Source organism: Streptomyces sp. NPDC051569 (assembly GCF_044454085.1).
Classification (GTDB): Bacteria; Actinomycetota; Actinomycetes; order Streptomycetales; family Streptomycetaceae; genus Streptomyces.
In genome coordinates this window covers 1-16,431 of sequence record NZ_JBITDJ010000025.1, presented here as the reverse complement: position 1 = coordinate 16,431, position 16,431 = coordinate 1, and the positions used below count along the sequence as shown (strand labels likewise).

Below are 16,431 nucleotides of genomic sequence, written 5' to 3'. Positions count from 1 at the left end.
GGGTGGGCGCCATGATCGACCATGAGCGGGACCTGGCCTCTTTACACGCCGCGGACGAGCGGCTGATCAGTGCGGCCGCCGGACTGGACAACGCGTCCGTCGCCGCGCCGTCACGGCTCCCGGGCTGGAGCCGGGGACATCTGCTGGCCCATGTCGCCCGGAACGCGGACGCACTGGTCAATGTGCTCGAAGGCCGGCCCATGTACGAGACCGCCGCGAGCCGCGACACCGACATCGAACGGGACGCTCCACGTCCCCTGGACGTCCACCTCGCCGACCTCCGTAACGCCGCCGACCGCTTCCGGCATTCCTCGGCCGCCCCAGCCGACTGGACGCGCACCGTCACCTTGCGCAACGGCGTCACGGATGTGGCCGCCCGGGTACCGTTCCGCCGCTGGGTCGAGGTCGAGCTGCACCACGTCGACCTGGGCCTGGACCGCGATCTCGAAGATCTCTCCGAGGAGTTCGTCACCCGCGAGATCGGCTTCCTCGCGGAGCGCTTCTCCGGTCATCCCGGCGTACCGCCGCTGGCGATCGCCACGTCCGACGGACAGACCTGGCGCACCGGCCGGACGGACGACACCTCCCACCCCCTCCCCGTCACCGGCCCGGCGCCGGAGCTGATGGGCTGGCTCGCCGGCCGCCGGGCCGGGACCGCACTGGAGTTCAAGAACGGCCCGCTGCCCGTCCTGCCTCCGCTATAGGCTGAGCCACATGACGTACAGCGGAGCGGTGAAGGTCGGCGGACCGGCGGACGTGCACGAGCTGCCCGCCCTGATGATCTCCAAGGTCGCCGTCGGCGAGATGGACAACAACGCCTATCTGCTGCGCTGCCGGGACACCGGTGAGCAACTGCTGATCGACGCGGCCGCCGATGCCGCGACGCTGCTGACCCTGATCGGTGACGACGGCATCGCGTCCGTCGTCACCACCCACCGCCACGGCGACCACTGGCAGGCACTGGCCGAGGTCGTGGCGGCCACCGGCGCCCGTACCCACGCGGGCCGGTACGACGCCGAGGGCATCCCCGTCCCGACCGACGTCCTCGTCGAGGACGGGGACACGATCCGGGTCGGCCGGGTCGAGCTGACCGCGCTGCGTCTGGTGGGCCACACCCCCGGCTCGATCGCCCTGGTCTACAACGACCCGCACGGTCACGCGCACGTCTTCACCGGCGACTGCCTCTTCCCGGGCGGTCCCGGCCGGACCACGAACCCGGCGGACTTCACGAGCCTGATGGACGGCCTCGAATCCAAGGTCTTCGATCGGCTGGCGGACGAGGCCTGGATCTACCCGGGCCACGGGGACGATTCCACCCTCGGCGACGAGCGTCCGCACCTCGCGGAGTGGCGCGCCCGAGGCTGGTGATCACCAGGAGCCCGGGCAGCCGTCAAATCCTTGGATCGCGGCCGCGCCCTCTCCGTACGATCACCGCATGCCACCCCTCGCGCACCCGCTCTATCCGCCCAAACCCCGTCCGGGCGACCGGATCGCGGTGATCTCGCCGTCCTCGGGCCTGCCGGGACTGCTGCCGCTCCCCTACGAGCTGGGTCTCGGCCGGCTGGAAAAGGACTTCGGGCTGATACCGGTCGAATATCCGACGACCCGGAAAATGGGCTCGACGCCGCGGGAACGGGCCGCCGACATCCATGCCGCCTTCGCGGATCCGGCGGTGAGGGCCGTCATCGCGAGCATCGGCGGGGACGATCAGATCACTGTGCTGCCCCTGCTGGACAGGGAGTTGATCCGGGCCGACCCCAAGCCGTTCTTCGGCTTCAGCGACAACACGAACCTGCTGGCCTATCTGTGGAACACCGGCATCGTCGGCTACCACGGCGCGAGCGTGATGGCCGCGCTGGGCCGCCCGGGTGCGATGGACCCGCTCACCGCCGAGTCGCTGCGGGCCGCGCTGTTCACGTCCGGGCCCTACGAGCTGCGCCCCGCCCGGCGGTTCCGGGACACGGACCGCGACTGGGCGGATTCCGCGACGTTCGCGGCGGAGCCGGAGACCCGGCCGGGCGACGGCTGGACCTGGCACGGACCCGAGCGTGTGGTGGAGGGCCGCAGCTGGGGCGGGAATCTGGAGATCCTGTCCTGGCTGCTGATGGCGGACCGGGAGATCCAGGCCGATCAGCGTGCCTACGACGGCTGTGTGCTGGTGCTGGAGACCTCGGAGGAGCTGCCCGCCGCCGAGGAGGTGTTCCGGATCCTGCGCAACATGGGCGAGCGCGATCTGCTGCGGCGCTTTCCCGCCCTGCTGATGGGGCGTCCCAAGACCTGGTCGTTCGAGAAGCCTCACGACCCGGAGGAAGGAGCCCGGTACGCCCGGGACCAGCGGGAGGCCGTGCTCCGCGCGCTCACCACGTACGCGCCGGAGACCCTGGCCGTCTTCGACGTGGACCTCGGGCACACCGACCCGCAACTGGTCATTCCCTACGGGGGGCTGGTGCGGGTGGACGGGCCCGCGCGGCGGATCACCGTCACCTACTGAGCCACCGCCCGCCGAGCCGCTGCCCGCCGAACTGTCGTGGCACGCACGTCGGCGCGGGACCCCCAGGGGTCCCGCGCCGGTATGCGCAGGTCAGGCTTCGACGCTGTCCTTGCTGTCCTTGCTGTCCGCCTCGGCCTGGGCCGCCGCGTCACGCTCCGTCTGCCTCTTGGAGGAGATCAGGCTGGTGATCGTGGTGACGACCAGGACGCCACCGATGACCCCCAGGGAGACGGGGATGGAGATCTCGGGGACATGCACCCCGGTCTCGTGCAGGGCGTGCAGCACCAGCTTCACGCCGATGAAGCCCAGGATGACCGACAGGCCGTAGCTGAGGTGCACCAGCTTCCTGAGCAGTCCGCCGATGAGGAAGTAGAGCTGCCGCAGGCCCATCAGGGCGAAGGCGTTGGCGGTGAAGACGACGTACGGGTCCTGCGTCAGACCGAAGATCGCGGGGATGGAGTCGAGCGCGAACAGCACGTCGGTGGTGCCGATGGCGAGCATGACCACCATCAGGGGGGTCATGACGCGCTTGCCGTTGTCGCGTATGAAGAGCTTGGTGCCGTGGTACTTGTCCGCGACACCGAAGCGCTGCTCGATGGACTTGAGCAGTCGGTTCTCCTCGAACTCCTCTTCCTCGTCGTCGGAGCGCGCCTCCTGGATGAGCTTCCAGGCGGTGTAGAGCAGGAAAGCTCCGAAGATGAAGAAGACCCAGACGAAGTTGGCGATGATCGCGGCGCCTGCGGCGATGAAGACCGTGCGCAGGACCAGGGCGATCAGCACGCCGATGAGCAGCACCCGCTGCTGCAGCTTCGAGGGCACGGAGAACTTCGCCATGATGAGGACGAAGACGAAGAGATTGTCGACGCTGAGCGACTTCTCCGTGATGAAGCCCGCGAAGAACTCGCCCGACGCCTGGCTGGTGCCGAACAGCATCAGGCCGAGGCCGAAGAGCGCGGCCAGAGCGATCCAGACGACCGTCCAGATCCCGGCTTCCTTGATCGACACGTCATGGGGCTTGCGCCCGATGAAGAAGTCGACCGCGATAAGGGCGGACAGACCAAGAATGGTCAGCACCCACAGGGTCCATGAAACGTCCACTACTGCGCCTCCGGCGTCGTACGGCTACTGATCAGCGTCGTCGCTGCCGGAGGTCTCTTCCACCCGGGCGGCACAGCCGCTCTCCGGGCCGACGCCCCGGGACCGATGGCGGTCCGTATTGACGGGTACGTCGCGGTGTGGGAGTACTCCCCTCCGATACAAGGAAGAGTACAGGAAAAGCCAAGAAAAGGTAAAGAGATTGGTAAAGGACTGTCAACTCGCAGGTCGGCACGGGGTTGTGGGGCGTGGGACCGGGTCGTGAGGCCGTACATCTCTGGGTCAGTGCCGACGAGCGGCCGCCACCTGCTCCAGCACCCGGAGCAGCACCTGACTGCCCGGCGGGATGGTGGGCGGCTCGTACGTCCAGGCATGTCCGACCCAGGGGTCGGCCAGATGGTCGTCCGGAAGCGGAGTGATCCGCAGCAGGGAGCGCCAGAGCGGATCGAGCACCGGTCCGTACGCGCTCGCGTCCGCGCGGTCCGCGATCATCAGCAGATGGACCCCGACAGCCGGGCCCTCGTCGGCGAGGTAGCGCAGCTGCGTGACCGCGCGGTCGTCGAAGCCGTGCGGGAAGTCATTGACGATCAGCAGTTGCTCGGCGGTGTCCAGATCGGGCGGCAGCGACTCGGTGGCGCCGCCGCGCACCGCCATCTGCACCAGATCCACCCGCCGGGTGAGCCGCGCGAGGACGGCCGCCACTCCCCCGGCGCCGGCCGCCGGGGCCTCGGCGAGAACGCCGGACACGGTCAGCGGCGCCAGTGCGACGGCCGCGGAGCCGGCAGGGTCGATCACCTGGACCGTGAACGCGCCCGCGGGGTGGACGGCGAGAAGTCGCGCGGCGAGGGCGACCGCCGTGTCCACGGCCAGGCGGCGCAGCTCGGCCTCCTCGGCCAGCAGGGCACTTTCCGAGCCCGACCGGCCGCTGTCGATCCACAGCCCGCGCTCCAGCGGCAGCCGTACCAGCATCGGGATCCGCAGGTCGGGGCGCTCGGGAAGGTGGACGTCGCCGAGGCGCAGCGCCATCGGGGGCTGCGTCGGGACGCGGTAGGCGTGCCAGACGGGGTTGTCCCAGCGGGCGTACGCGGCGGGAAAGGCGGGCTCGACCACCTCGGACTCGGCGACGAGCTGAGCGAGATCGCGTTCCAGGACCGCGCGGGCCCGGTCGGCGAGCTGGTCGTGCTTGGCGCGGGCCGCCTCCCGGGCCGCCTCGCCCGCCCCGCCGACGCGGTTGCGGGGATCGGAGAGGACCTGGTCCAGCTCCTGGTCGAGCCGGGACGTGGCGAAGTCCGTCGCGCTTCGGTAGGCCGCGACGGTGCGGGCCAGGTCCTCGAACATGCCCCAGGCCTGGTTGTAGAGGCGCTCCTCCATCGACCAGCCCGTGGCGTCACCCGCGACCGGCTGGGCCGGCTGTCCCGGTCCGGCGGGTGGCGCGGCCGGCGGCGGCGTCGGTGGCGTGGACGTCCGGCGGCCCGGATGTGTGTAGCTGATCGCACCGCCCGCACCGCCCGCACCGCCCGCACCGCCCGCACCGCCCGCACCGCCCGCACCGCCCGCACCGCCCGCACCGCCCGCACCGCCCGCACCGGCCTGGGCGATACCGGCCGCGTGCGGTGCGGACCCGGCCGCCGCCCCCGGGTCAGGGGTCAGGGGGTACGGCCCGGGGCCGGTCCCGGGTGCGGAAGGCGACGGGACCGTTCCCGCCCTGATCCGGCCCACCGCCTCCTGGATCCCGGCGGCGACGGCGGCCGCCTCCGAGAGGCCCTGGTCACGGAGGAGCTCGGCGAGTCCGCCCACGTACCCCTGGCCGACGGCCCTGACCTTCCAGGCGCCCTGCCGGCGGTACAGCTCCAGTGCGACGACGGCGGATTCGGTGTCCAGGCCGGTGAGGGTGAAACGGGCGACCTCGGTGCCGTCGGTGGAGGTGACAGCGGCGGAGGGTGGCGCGATGGACCCGAAGCGCTCGGGAACGCCGGCCCCCTCGGGGAGGGCGAGCAGGAGGCGTATCAGCCCCACCTGCTCGGGCACGGCTTCCAGATCGACCTGGAAGCGCAGGCCGGGTGCGGCCTGCCGGGGCACCTCGACGCCGGGGAGGGTGGGCGAGCCGGGGTGGGCCACCCACTCCGTGCCGCGCACGGTGTTCCGCTCGTCACCGAGGGTGGCGCAGGGCAGCAGCGGTACGCCGGCCGTCACCCGGATCTCCAGGCGGGTGTGGGGCAAGGGGTGATTCTGCCCCCGGACCAGCTCGGCCGTCATCGCCTCTGTCCTCTTGTCGGGTGGTCGGTTTGCCGGGTGGTCGGTCTCGCGTGGGTCTTCAGATGTGGGTGACGCGGGCGATGCGGGTGTCGGCAGTTGTGCGGCTCCCGGCGGAACCGCCTCCGGGAGCCGCGCGCGTGCCGGGGAAACGCCCCGTCTACAGATGCGGCAGGATCGACGGCATCAGGTCCTGGAACGTGCGGCCGTTGGCCGGGTTGCCGAGGGCCGTCATGTGCCAGCCGCTGCCCGCGCGGTGCACCTTCGCCATGATCTGCGCGGTGTACTGGCCGCCACCGTCGAGCGTGTAGCGCGCGAGCTCTTGGCCGTTGGTCTCGTCGACGATGCGGCAGAAGGCGTTCTGTACCTCCTGGAACGTCTGGCCGGTGAACGAGTTCACCGTGAAGACGATCTGGTCGATATGGACCGGGACCCGCTCCAGGTCGACGAGGACCGCCTCGTCGTCGCCGCCCTGGCCCGCGCCGCCGACCAGGTTGTCACCGGTGTGCCGCACGGAACCGTCGTCGCTGACGAGGTGACGGAAGAACACCACGTCGACCGGCTGCTTGTCGGCGAAAAGTACCGCCGAGGCGTCCAGGTCGATCTCGCGGGTCCGGGAGCCGAACAGCCCCCTGCGCGGTGCGGCCTGCCAGCCGAGTCCCATACGCACGGCGGTCAGGGTGCCGCCGCCCTTCTTCTCCAGGCTGATGGCCTGTCCCTTGGTCAGGTTGACCCCGGGACCGCCGGGCGCACCGCCCTTGGATACGTCCGCCACGCGCTGTCCCCTCTCGAATGGTTCCCCCGCAACCGTCCGATGCGGTTGCGGGAAACCCTACGCAGTCACGCGGAGGACACAGGAGGCTTGGACCGTTTTCGTGTCGTTCTTGCAACACAGCGGCCCACGGCCCGTCAGGCGAGTCCCGCCTCCCTCATCTGCCGCAACTCCTTCTTCAGCTCGCCCACTTCGTCACGCAGCCGAGCCGCCACCTCGAACTGCAACTCGGCCGCCGCGGCCCGCATCCGGTCCGTCATCTCCTCGATGATCCCGGCCAGTTCGGCGGCGGGCCGGTCCGTGACCACGGCGCCGGCCTTGCCGCCCTTGGCCCCCTTGACACCCTTGGCCCCCAGCGCCGTCCTGCCGCCCAGCGAGGGGACGGGGGTCTTGGCCGGTTTGCCGTCCTTCGCCTGGCGATAGCCCGTGCCGAGCAGTGCTTCGGTGTCGATCTCTTCGCGCGCGATGGTGGCGACGATGTCGTTGATCTTCTTGCGGAGCGGCTGCGGATCGATCCCGCGCTCCGTGTTGTACGCGACCTGCTTCTCACGGCGGCGGTTCGTCTCGTCGATGGCCTTCTCCATCGCCGGGGTGATCCTGTCCGCGTACATGTGGACCTGGCCCGACACGTTGCGCGCGGCCCGGCCGATCGTCTGGATCAACGAGGTGCCGGAGCGCAGGAAGCCCTCCTTGTCGGCGTCGAGGATCGCGACGAGCGAGACTTCCGGCAGGTCGAGGCCCTCACGCAGCAGGTTGATGCCGACGAGGACGTCGTACTCACCGGCGCGCAGCTCGCGCAGGAGTTCCACGCGACGCAGGGTGTCGACGTCGCTGTGCAGATAGCGCACCTGGATCCCCAGCTCAAGGAAGTAGTCGGTGAGGTCCTCGGCCATCTTCTTGGTGAGTGTGGTCACCAGGACGCGCTCGTCCTTCGCGGTGCGCTCGCGGATCTCGTGCACGAGGTCGTCGATCTGTCCCTCGGTGGGCTTGACGACGATCTCCGGGTCGATGAGCCCGGTGGGGCGGATGATCTGCTCCACGAAGCCGTCGGAGCGGGAGAGTTCGTAGGTGCCCGGGGTGGCGGAGAGGTAGACGGTCTGTCCGATCCGCTGCTGGAACTCCTCCCACTTCAGCGGGCGGTTGTCGAGCGCGGAGGGCAGCCGGAAGCCATGGTCGACCAGGGTCCGCTTGCGGGAGGCGTCGCCCTCGTACATGGCGCCGATCTGCGGCACGGTGACGTGGGACTCGTCGATGACCAGCAGGAAGTCCTCGGGGAAGTAGTCGAGGAGGGTGTTGGGGGCGGTGCCGGGAGAACGGTCGTCGAAGTGCATCGAGTAGTTCTCGATACCGGAGCACGAGCCGATCTGGCGCATCATCTCGATGTCGTACGTCGTACGCATCCGCAGCCGCTGGGACTCCAGCAGCTTGCCCTGCTTGTCGAGCTCGGCAAGCCGGGATTCCAGCTCCAGCTCGATCCCGTTGACCGCCTTCTCCATCCGCTCGGGTCCTGCCACGTAGTGGCTGGCCGGGAAGATGTACAGCTCCTCGTCGTCGCTGATGACCTCGCCGGTGAGCGGGTGCAGCGTGGTGAGCGCCTCGATCTCGTCACCGAACATCTCGATGCGGACGGCCAGCTCCTCGTAGACCGGGAAGATCTCGATGGTGTCGCCGCGGACCCGGAAGGTACCGCGCGTGAACGCCACGTCGTTGCGCGTGTACTGGATGTCGACGAAACGCCGCAGCAGCTCGTCCCGGTCCATCTCCGCGCCGACCTTCAGCGGCACCATCCGGTCCACGTACTCCTGCGGCGTACCGAGACCGTAGATGCAGGACACGGAGGCCACGACGATCACGTCACGACGGGTGAGCAGGGAGTTCGTCGCCGAGTGGCGCAGCCGCTCGACCTCCTCGTTGATCGAGGAGTCCTTTTCGATGTAGGTGTCCGACTGCGGGACGTACGCCTCGGGCTGGTAGTAGTCGTAGTACGACACGAAGTACTCGACGGCGTTGTTGGGCAGCAGCTCGCGGAATTCGTTCGCGAGCTGGGCGGCGAGCGTCTTGTTCGGCGCCATCACGAGGGTGGGGCGCTGGAGCTTCTCGATCATCCAGGCGGTGGTCGCGGACTTGCCCGTGCCGGTCGCGCCGAGCAGGACGACGTCCTTCTCACCCGCGCGGACACGCCGCTCCAGGTCGGCGATGGCCGTCGGCTGGTCGCCGCTGGGCTGGTAGGAACTGACGACCTCGAAGGGCGCCACCGTACGTTCGATGTGGGAAACGGGCCGCATGGATCCACCGTACGACCCCGGACTGACAGCCGTGCGCCGAGCGGCTGCGGATCACCGATCGAGGGTGTCCTGGGTGCCGTGCCGCGGCGCCGGGACGTTTCCCCATGCCCCGGCGGTCCGGGGCTGGGTCGCGGGTCGCCCCTGAGGCCGGTCCCACTCGCCCTCGCCCAGGACCAGCAGCGGATCGAACATCACGACCACGCCCGCCAGGACCAGGAAGACCACGGGCCCGAGAAGCATGGGGAAGAGCAGCGAAGTGGGCGAGGAGCCGCCGGCGGAGACGCCGGAGGCGTCCAGCAGGTGCACACTGATCGCGGACATGCCCGTGTAGTGCATTCCGGTCACCGCGACGCCCATCACCAGGCTGGCCCCCAGGCTCGCCAGGAAGCCGTGGACCGATACGGCCGCCCAGAGCGCGGCGGTCGCGGCGACGACGGCGATCACGATGGACAGGGTGACGGCCACGGTGTCGTATTCCAGATGCCCTCGCACCCTCATTCCGGCCATACCGAGGTAGTGCATGGCGGCGACGCCGAGGCCGGTGAGGCAGCCTGCGGACAGGAGCGCCGTCCGGGTCGCGCCCCGGTAGCCGACGGTGAAGACTCCGACGCCGACCATCACGATCGCCACGGCGAGACTGGCGACGGTGGGGGCCAGGTCATAACTGACGGGCGCCTCTTCGACATCGAACCCGATCATGGCGATGAAGTGCATCGTCCAGATGCCGGAGCCGATGGAGGTCGCGCCGAGCGCCAGCCAGCCGGGCTTCCAGGAGCCGCCGGTGCGCAGAGACCTGGTGGTGCAGCGCAGACCAAGCGCGGCGCCCAGGCATGCCATGACATAGGCCGCCAGGGGGGTGACCGATCCGTAGTGGAATCCGTCGATCGTGCCCTGCATCGTGGCGAGCCTCTCAACCAGTGCGCGGTGTGGGGCACTTTGCACAGAAACGTTTCTTCGCACTGAGGCTATGGGCTGCGCCCTCCGACCGAAACGTCCATCAGGTCACTTCTTGATAACAGGCTTCCAGCGGTGCGTTCCGGCGGCACTTGTTCATCTGATGAACCGATTCCGCCCGTGTCCCGTTCGCCGGGACGCGAGGAACCACGCGAACGCGCACACCTCAGCGACAACAGCCGCCGCGCCGCCAGGAGTCACGGCGCCTGCTCAGGAGGGCACGCTCCCGGAACCGCTGTTCCCAGGCCGGACCCCGCCACCGGACTCGGCACCCGCTTTGTCCGCATTCCTTGGCGGGCTTAGGCTGGAATACGGAGCGGCACCGCGCGTACACCCCGGCGACAGAGTGCGCGGTGACAGAGTGCGCGGGTTCGCGTGGCCCCGTTCGGTCCCCCGCCGGACCGCACGAGCGGCAGCGGACCGCGTCGCGCGCGGAGAGACCGGGGCATCCGCTGGACGAGCAGAGCCGAAGGGACGGCGAGTCAGCATGAGCGGAGGAAACAAGGCGGTCGCTTACATCAAGCCGGGTGAGGTGAACGTCTACAACATCGATTACCCCACGCTTGAGCTCCAGGACGGGCCGGGCGTGGCTCGCGCGAACATCGGCCGCAAGTGCCGGCACGGAGTCATTCTCAAGGTACTCGCGACCAACATCTGCGGTAGCGACCAGCACATGGTCCGCGGCCGCACCACGGCCCCCGAGGGCCTGGTCCTCGGCCACGAGATCACCGGCGAGGTCGTCGAGCGGGGCCCTGACGTCGAGTTCATCGAGGAAGGGGACATCGTATCCGTACCCTTCAACATCGCCTGCGGCCGCTGCCGCAACTGCAAGGAGCGGCAGACGGGCATCTGTCTGAACGTCAACCCGGCACGTCCCGGCGCGGCTTACGGCTACGTGGACATGGGCGGTTGGGTCGGCGGCCAGGCGGAGTACGTCATGGTGCCGTACGCGGACTTCAACCTGCTCCGCTTCCCCGACCGGGACGCGGCCCGGGAGAAGCTGCTCGACCTGACCATGCTCTCGGACATCTTCCCGACCGGCTTCCACGGCGCGGTGACCGCGGGCGCGGGCGTCGGCTCGACCGTGTACATCGCGGGAGCGGGACCTGTCGGTCTGGCGGCCGCGGCCTCGGCCCAGCTGCTCGGAGCGGCGGTCGTGATCGTCGGCGACCTCAACGCCGAGCGGCTCGCACAGGCGCGCAGCTTCGGCTGCGAGACGGTCGACCTGACGCAGGGGAAGGTGGAGGATCAGGTCGCTCAGATCCTGGGCGAACCGGAGGTGGACGCGGCGGTCGACGCGGTCGGCTTCGAAGCGCGCGCCCATGGCCGCGACACCGACGAGGCTCCCGCGACCGTCCTCAACTCGCTGATGGGCGTGGTGAGGGCCGGTGGCGCGCTCGGCATTCCAGGGCTGTACGTCACGGACGACCCGGGCGGCATCGACGACGACGCCAAGAGCGGCACGCTGAAGGTGCGGCTGGGACTGGGCTGGGCGAAGAGCCATCAGTTCAGCACAGGTCAGTGCCCGGTGATGAAGTACCACCGGGGCCTGGCGATGGCGATCCTGCACGACCGGGTCCACATCGCCAAGGCGGTCAACGCCACGGTGATCTCGCTGGACGACGCACCGCACGGCTACATGGAATTCGATCAGGGAGCGAGCCGCAAGTACGTGCTCAACCCGCATGGCGCGCTGGACGGCGTGAGGGCGGCCTGACGCGACGGAGGCGAGCTGAACCGAAGCGGAAACGCTGAGCGGGAAGGGCTGGGCGGGCCGGTCAGGGAGCCGATCCGCACGGCACCGCCGCGGCCGGCACCAGGGAGATACGGATCCCGGTGCCGGCCGCGTTCGCGAGCGGGCCTGCGGCGGGGCGGGCCTCAGGCGGGGCGGTCTCAGGCGGGGCGGTCTCAGGCCGGGCGGTCTCAGGCCGGGCCCGTAGCGATGCCGGCCGTCAGCGCAGGCCACCCCACGCGGGATGGCGCGGGTCGTCGGCCCGTACGAGCACATCGGCGGCCTCGGCGGGGTCCACCTCCTCCTCGTAGCGCTCGAAGGCGGGCAGCGTCCAGTGCTCGCTCTCGTCGGTACGGCGCCGGAGCGCGCCGGGCGACAGCCGTAGATGCACCGTGAGGTCGAACGGGAACCAGTGCCCCAGGAGCAGCGGCCCGTGCAGCACCAGCACACCGCCGGGCGGGAGTTCGCCGGGCCGGCTGCGCGTCGCCCTGTCCGTGGCAGGATCCCAGAGGTCGGGCAGAACTCGCCCGGAGCCCCCCGGGTCCAGTGGTCCGAACACCTCCCGCCACAGCGCCCCCGTGTCGAACCAGCCGCTGTAGTACGTGTCGGGGTCCTCGCGCCCGTATTCGTACCGGAGCGAGGCGGGTCTCAGAAAACCCTCGGTGCCGACGACGGCGACCGACCGGCCGCGTACCCGAAGCGCCTCGGCGAGCGATTCGGCCGGCTCCCCGGGCCGGGCGGCCGGCGCCCCGTCGAAGCCGACGCGCAGCCAGGGCCCGCCGTCCGCCGGCCGGCGCTCCAGAACCCGTTCGGCCAGAGCCTCGGTCAGCCGCTCCCAGGTGATCGCTTCGAGTCGCACCCGTCCATCATCGTTCAGCGCCGGGCCGCCGTGGCGGCGCGGCGGCCGGTTCCGTTCACTCCCCGCGCAGCACCGTGGCCAGCGTGCCGTCCCCCGACACCTCGATACGCCCGTCCCGCACACCGTCGCCGATCGTCAGCGCACCGCCGCTCAGCTCGCGGCAGGTGTCGGCGTCGAGGACGAGGCGGGCGTCGGGGTTTTCGGCCGGCCCGTCGCCGTACTCCGGTTCGCCGTCCCCGAGCCGTACGTGGAACGCGCCTTCGTCGAGTCGGACTTCCAGCAACCCCGCGGCCACGCTCTCGGGCCCGGACAGCACCGGGAGCAGCGGGATGGCGAACCAGTGCGCCCGTACCGCGTCGGTGGGCCGGCGCTCGCCCAGCGCGGGGGCGCCCCACTCCGCGAGCGCCGTGAGGACCGGCAGCAATCCCCTTCCCCGCTCGGTGAGTTCGTACACGTACGCGGCGGCCGGCGGGGGCAGCCTGCGGCGTGTCGCCAGTGCGTCGCGCTCCATGTCCTTGAGCCGGGAGGCCAGCACATCCGTGCTGACCCCGGGCAGATCGGCGTGCAGGTCCGTGTAGCGACGCGGTCCCGCCAGCAGCTCCCGGACGATCAGCAGGGTCCAGCGGTCACCCACGGCGTCCAGGGCACGGGCGGCTGCGCAGTACTGGTCGTAGCTTCGACGGCGTGGCATGTGACGCATCCTAGACAGTTGTTGGACTTTCCAAGCTCGAACTTGGTAAAACAAAGTATCGCGCCAAGGTCTGGGAGGCCACCGCATGGAATTCCGGCAGTCGAGCAAGCTCAGCGAGGTCTGCTACGAGATCCGCGGCCCGGTGATCGAGCAGGCCGACGCCCTGGAGGAGGCGGGCCACAGCGTCCTGCGCCTCAACACGGGCAACCCCGCCCTCTTCGGGTTCGAGGCACCGGAGGAGATCCTCCAGGACATGATCCGGATGCTGCCGCGGGCGCACGGCTACACGGACTCGCGCGGCATACTCTCCGCCCGCCGCGCCGTCGCCCAGCGGTACCAGACCCTGGGTCTGACCGATGTCACGGTCGACGACATCTTCCTCGGGAACGGCGTCTCCGAGCTGGTGTCGATGGCCGTCCAGGCACTGTTGGAGGACGGCGACGAGGTCCTCATCCCGGCCCCCGACTTCCCGCTCTGGACCGCCGTCACCACCCTGGCGGGAGGCCGGCCCGTGCACTATCTCTGCGACGAGTCCGCCGACTGGTACCCGGACCTCGACGACCTGGCATCGAAGATCACCGATCGGACGAAGGCCGTTGTGATCATCAACCCCAACAACCCGACCGGTGCGGTCTATCCGCGCGAGATCATCGAAGGCATCCTCGATCTCGCCCGCCGCCATCAGCTGATGGTGTTCGCCGATGAGATCTACGACCAGATCGTCTATGACGACGCGGTCCACCACACCGCGGCGGCCCTCGCACCCGACCTCGTCGTCCTCACCTTCAGCGGACTGTCGAAGACCTACCGCGTGGCGGGTTTCCGCTCCGGCTGGCTCGTCGTCACCGGCCCCAAGCAGCATGCGCACGGCTATCTCGAGGGCCTGACCATGCTTGCCTCGATGAGGCTGTGCCCCAACGCACCCGCCCAGTACGCCATCCAGGCGGCACTGGGCGGCCGTCAGTCCATCAAGGAACTCACCGCGCCGGGAGGCAGACTGCACGAGCAGCGCGACCGTGCGTGGGAGAAGCTCAACGAGATCCCCGGCGTCTCGTGTGTGAAACCGAAGGGCGCGCTGTACGCCTTCCCCCGGCTCGACCCCAAGGTGCACAGGATCCATGACGACGAGCGGTTCGTCCTCGATCTGCTGCTGCGCGAGAAGATCCAGGTGGTACAGGGCACCGGCTTCAACTGGCCACGCCCCGATCACTTCCGCATTCTGACCCTTCCGTACGCGGACGATCTCGACGCGGCCATCAGCCGCATCGGCCGCTTTCTGAGCGGCTACCGCCAGTGACCCGGAAGCGATGGGCGCGGCCGCCGGCGCGGAACGCGGCACGGCGCACATCGGGACGGTCCTCTCCTCCGGCACGGAGTGGCCGGATCGCGGGGCCGCCATGAGTCGCCGCCGACCCTTCGCGGTCATCGGACACGGCCTCACACCGGCCACGCTCGCGGCCTTCTGACCACGCGTCATCCGTGGCAGTCGGCAGCGGCCGACCGCTGCCGCGAGCCCGGACAGGAGGCGGGCGCCACTCCGGGCCCGGCCGGTCGTATTCCGCCTCCGCGACGGGCAGCCTTCCGGCATGACGGATCGCCCGCTGCTACTGGCGGTGGGCAGTATTGATTCTTGCCCAGTGCGCCAAGGGAGTAGTCACGTTGGGTGACTGAGTCCAGGCCGGCATCTACGGCTCAGCTGTGCTGATGATGAAGATCTGTGGAATGGCTCTGCCCGCGATCGCGTGATGGCCGAAGCTGCGGGCCAAAGAGGGTATGCCAGAGTGAACCGTTCCGGATTCGGTAGAGACTCGATTTCATGAAAGGATCGAGTCATGGCACGACCTTCCCGTTACCCGCTTGAGCTCCGCCGTCGTGCGGTGCGCATGGTCGCCGAGGTGCGCGACGACTACCCGAACGAGACGGCCGCCCTGCAGGCGGTCACCGACAAGCTCGGCATCGGCTCCCGCGAGACGCTGCGCAACTGGCTGAAGCAGCACGAGATCGATGCGGGGACACGTCCGGGCGCAACGACGGAGGAATCGGCCCAGCTCAAGGCGATGAAGAAGGAGATCGCCGAGCTGAAGCGGGCGAACGAGATCCTGAAGGCGGCGGCGAGTTTCTTCGCGGCCGAGCTCGACCGGCCACACACACGCTCGTAGCGTTCATCGACGAGCACCGGGACCGCTTCGGCGGCGTCGAGCCGATCTGCGGGACGCTCACCGAGCACGACTGCAAGATCGCCCCTTCCACCTACTACGCCTGCAAGAAACGACTGGCCTCCCCGTCCGCCCGTACCGTGCGGGACACGGAACTCCAGGAGCTGATCCGCCAGGTCTACACCGACAACTACCGTGTCCACGGGGCCCGGAAGATCTGGCGGGAGCTGAACCGGCAGGGTCACGAGGTGGCCCGCTGCACCGTGGAGCGGCTGATGCGCGAGCTGGGCATCGCCGGCGCCGCCCGCGGCAAGAAGATCATCACCACGGTCCCGGACCAGTAGGCCGAGCGGGCACCGGACCGGGTGGACCGCGATTTCGTCGCCACGGCACCGAACCGCTGCTGGGTCGCGGATTTCACACACGTGGCGACCTGGGCCGGCGTCGTCTACGTCGCCTTCGTCGTGGACACCTTCTCCCGCCGCATCGTCGGCTGGTCCGCCGCGACGTCGAAGGAGACCCAGCTCGTCCTGGACGCTCTGGAGATGGCGCTGTGGCAGCGCGACCGCGATGAACGCCCCCACGTTCGGGGCGAGTTGATACACCACAGCGATGCGGGCAGCCAATACACCAGCTTCAAGCTGGCTGAACACCTGGACGCGGCCGGTATCGCGGCCTCGATCGGCTCCGTCGGCGACGCCTACGACAACGCCCTGATGGAGAGCACGATCGGCCTGTTCAAGACCGAGTTGATCAAGCAGCAACGGCCCTGGAAGACCCTTTCCCAGGTCGAGCTGGCCACCGCCGAGTGGATCGACTGGTACTGCCACCGACGCCTTCACGGTGAGATAGGCCACGTCCCACCCGTCGAGTATGAGACGAACTACTACACGGAACTCACAGACCCCCAGGTCACAACCACAATCTGAGATCTCTACCGAACCCGGGGCGGTTCACTCCTTGCATCCATGAACATGCCTGCATCAGATGCTCAACGCTCCGCCCCGACCCGGACCAGCGTCAGAGGCTTCTAGAGATCCGCGACAACCTAGTGTCCTGAGTCGTTAATTCGTGTGCAGTATGCGGCGAGGGTGTCGAGGATGTCGTCGGCAGTCTTCGTCCAGACGAACGGCTTGGGGTTCT

12 protein-coding genes and 1 pseudogene are annotated in these 16,431 nt (G+C 69.4%); 6 read left to right on the top strand and 7 right to left on the bottom strand.

The annotated features are described in order from the left end of the window. The first annotated feature begins 11 nt into the window (after window positions 1–11). From ACIBAE_RS26395 to ACIBAE_RS26385, 3 genes are all read left to right on the top strand, one after another. Complete coding sequence (locus tag ACIBAE_RS26395; protein ID WP_399290045.1) at window positions 12–704, top strand: maleylpyruvate isomerase family mycothiol-dependent enzyme; 693 nt, start codon at window positions 12–14, stop codon at window positions 702–704. A 10-nt stretch (window positions 705–714) separates the two neighbouring features. Beyond that, complete coding sequence (locus ACIBAE_RS26390; RefSeq protein ID WP_399290043.1) at window positions 715–1,368, top strand: MBL fold metallo-hydrolase; 654 nt, start codon at window positions 715–717, stop codon at window positions 1,366–1,368. Window positions 1,369–1,435: 67 nt separating this feature from the next. Then, window positions 1,436–2,491: a S66 peptidase family protein gene (locus ACIBAE_RS26385; RefSeq protein ID WP_399290041.1), complete on the top strand. Its 1,056-nt coding sequence runs from the start codon at window positions 1,436–1,438 to the stop codon at window positions 2,489–2,491. Window positions 2,492–2,581: 90 nt separating this feature from the next. Here ACIBAE_RS26385 and ACIBAE_RS26380 read toward each other — a convergent pair whose 3' ends face one another. The 5 genes from ACIBAE_RS26380 to ACIBAE_RS26360 form a co-directional block, all read right to left on the bottom strand. Further along, window positions 2,582–3,589, bottom strand: coding sequence for a TerC family protein (locus tag ACIBAE_RS26380; protein ID WP_399290039.1), 1,008 nt, complete (start codon window positions 3,587–3,589; stop codon window positions 2,582–2,584). Between the two features lie 279 nt (window positions 3,590–3,868). Next, a complete protein-coding gene (locus tag ACIBAE_RS26375; RefSeq protein ID WP_399290037.1) occupies window positions 3,869–5,842 on the bottom strand; it encodes a TerD family protein in 1,974 nt (657 codons plus the stop codon). A 157-nt stretch (window positions 5,843–5,999) separates the two neighbouring features. Further along, window positions 6,000–6,566 (bottom strand): TerD family protein, encoded by a 567-nt coding sequence (locus ACIBAE_RS26370; protein WP_399290170.1) that lies wholly within the window; start codon window positions 6,564–6,566, stop codon window positions 6,000–6,002. 182 nt (window positions 6,567–6,748) lie between these two features. Continuing rightward, window positions 6,749–8,896, bottom strand: coding sequence for an excinuclease ABC subunit UvrB (gene uvrB, locus ACIBAE_RS26365; protein ID WP_399290035.1), 2,148 nt, complete (start codon window positions 8,894–8,896; stop codon window positions 6,749–6,751). A gap of 51 nt (window positions 8,897–8,947) precedes the next feature. After that, on the bottom strand, window positions 8,948–9,793 hold the full coding sequence (locus tag ACIBAE_RS26360) for an MHYT domain-containing protein (protein WP_399290033.1): 846 nt from the start codon (window positions 9,791–9,793) through the stop codon (window positions 8,948–8,950). 544 nt (window positions 9,794–10,337) lie between these two features. On the opposite strand from ACIBAE_RS26360, the gene fdhA reads away from it, so the two are divergent. Continuing rightward, entirely contained in the window at window positions 10,338–11,567 is a 1,230-nt protein-coding gene (gene fdhA, locus ACIBAE_RS26355) for a formaldehyde dehydrogenase, glutathione-independent (RefSeq protein ID WP_399290031.1), read from the top strand. A gap of 235 nt (window positions 11,568–11,802) precedes the next feature. Here the strand turns inward: fdhA and ACIBAE_RS26350 are convergent, their stop codons facing one another. Continuing rightward, on the bottom strand, window positions 11,803–12,441 hold the full coding sequence (locus tag ACIBAE_RS26350; protein ID WP_399290029.1) for a uridine kinase: 639 nt from the start codon (window positions 12,439–12,441) through the stop codon (window positions 11,803–11,805). Between the two features lie 55 nt (window positions 12,442–12,496). After that, a complete protein-coding gene (locus ACIBAE_RS26345; protein ID WP_399290027.1) occupies window positions 12,497–13,132 on the bottom strand; it encodes a winged helix-turn-helix transcriptional regulator in 636 nt (211 codons plus the stop codon). Window positions 13,133–13,217: 85 nt separating this feature from the next. On the opposite strand from ACIBAE_RS26345, the gene ACIBAE_RS26340 reads away from it, so the two are divergent. Together ACIBAE_RS26340 and ACIBAE_RS26335 are read left to right on the top strand one after the other, a co-directional pair. Then, window positions 13,218–14,429, top strand: coding sequence for a pyridoxal phosphate-dependent aminotransferase (locus tag ACIBAE_RS26340; protein WP_399290025.1), 1,212 nt, complete (start codon window positions 13,218–13,220; stop codon window positions 14,427–14,429). A 535-nt stretch (window positions 14,430–14,964) separates the two neighbouring features. Continuing rightward, window positions 14,965–16,217 (top strand): annotated as a pseudogene (locus ACIBAE_RS26335) (IS3 family transposase). The last annotated feature ends 214 nt before the right edge of the window (window positions 16,218–16,431 follow it).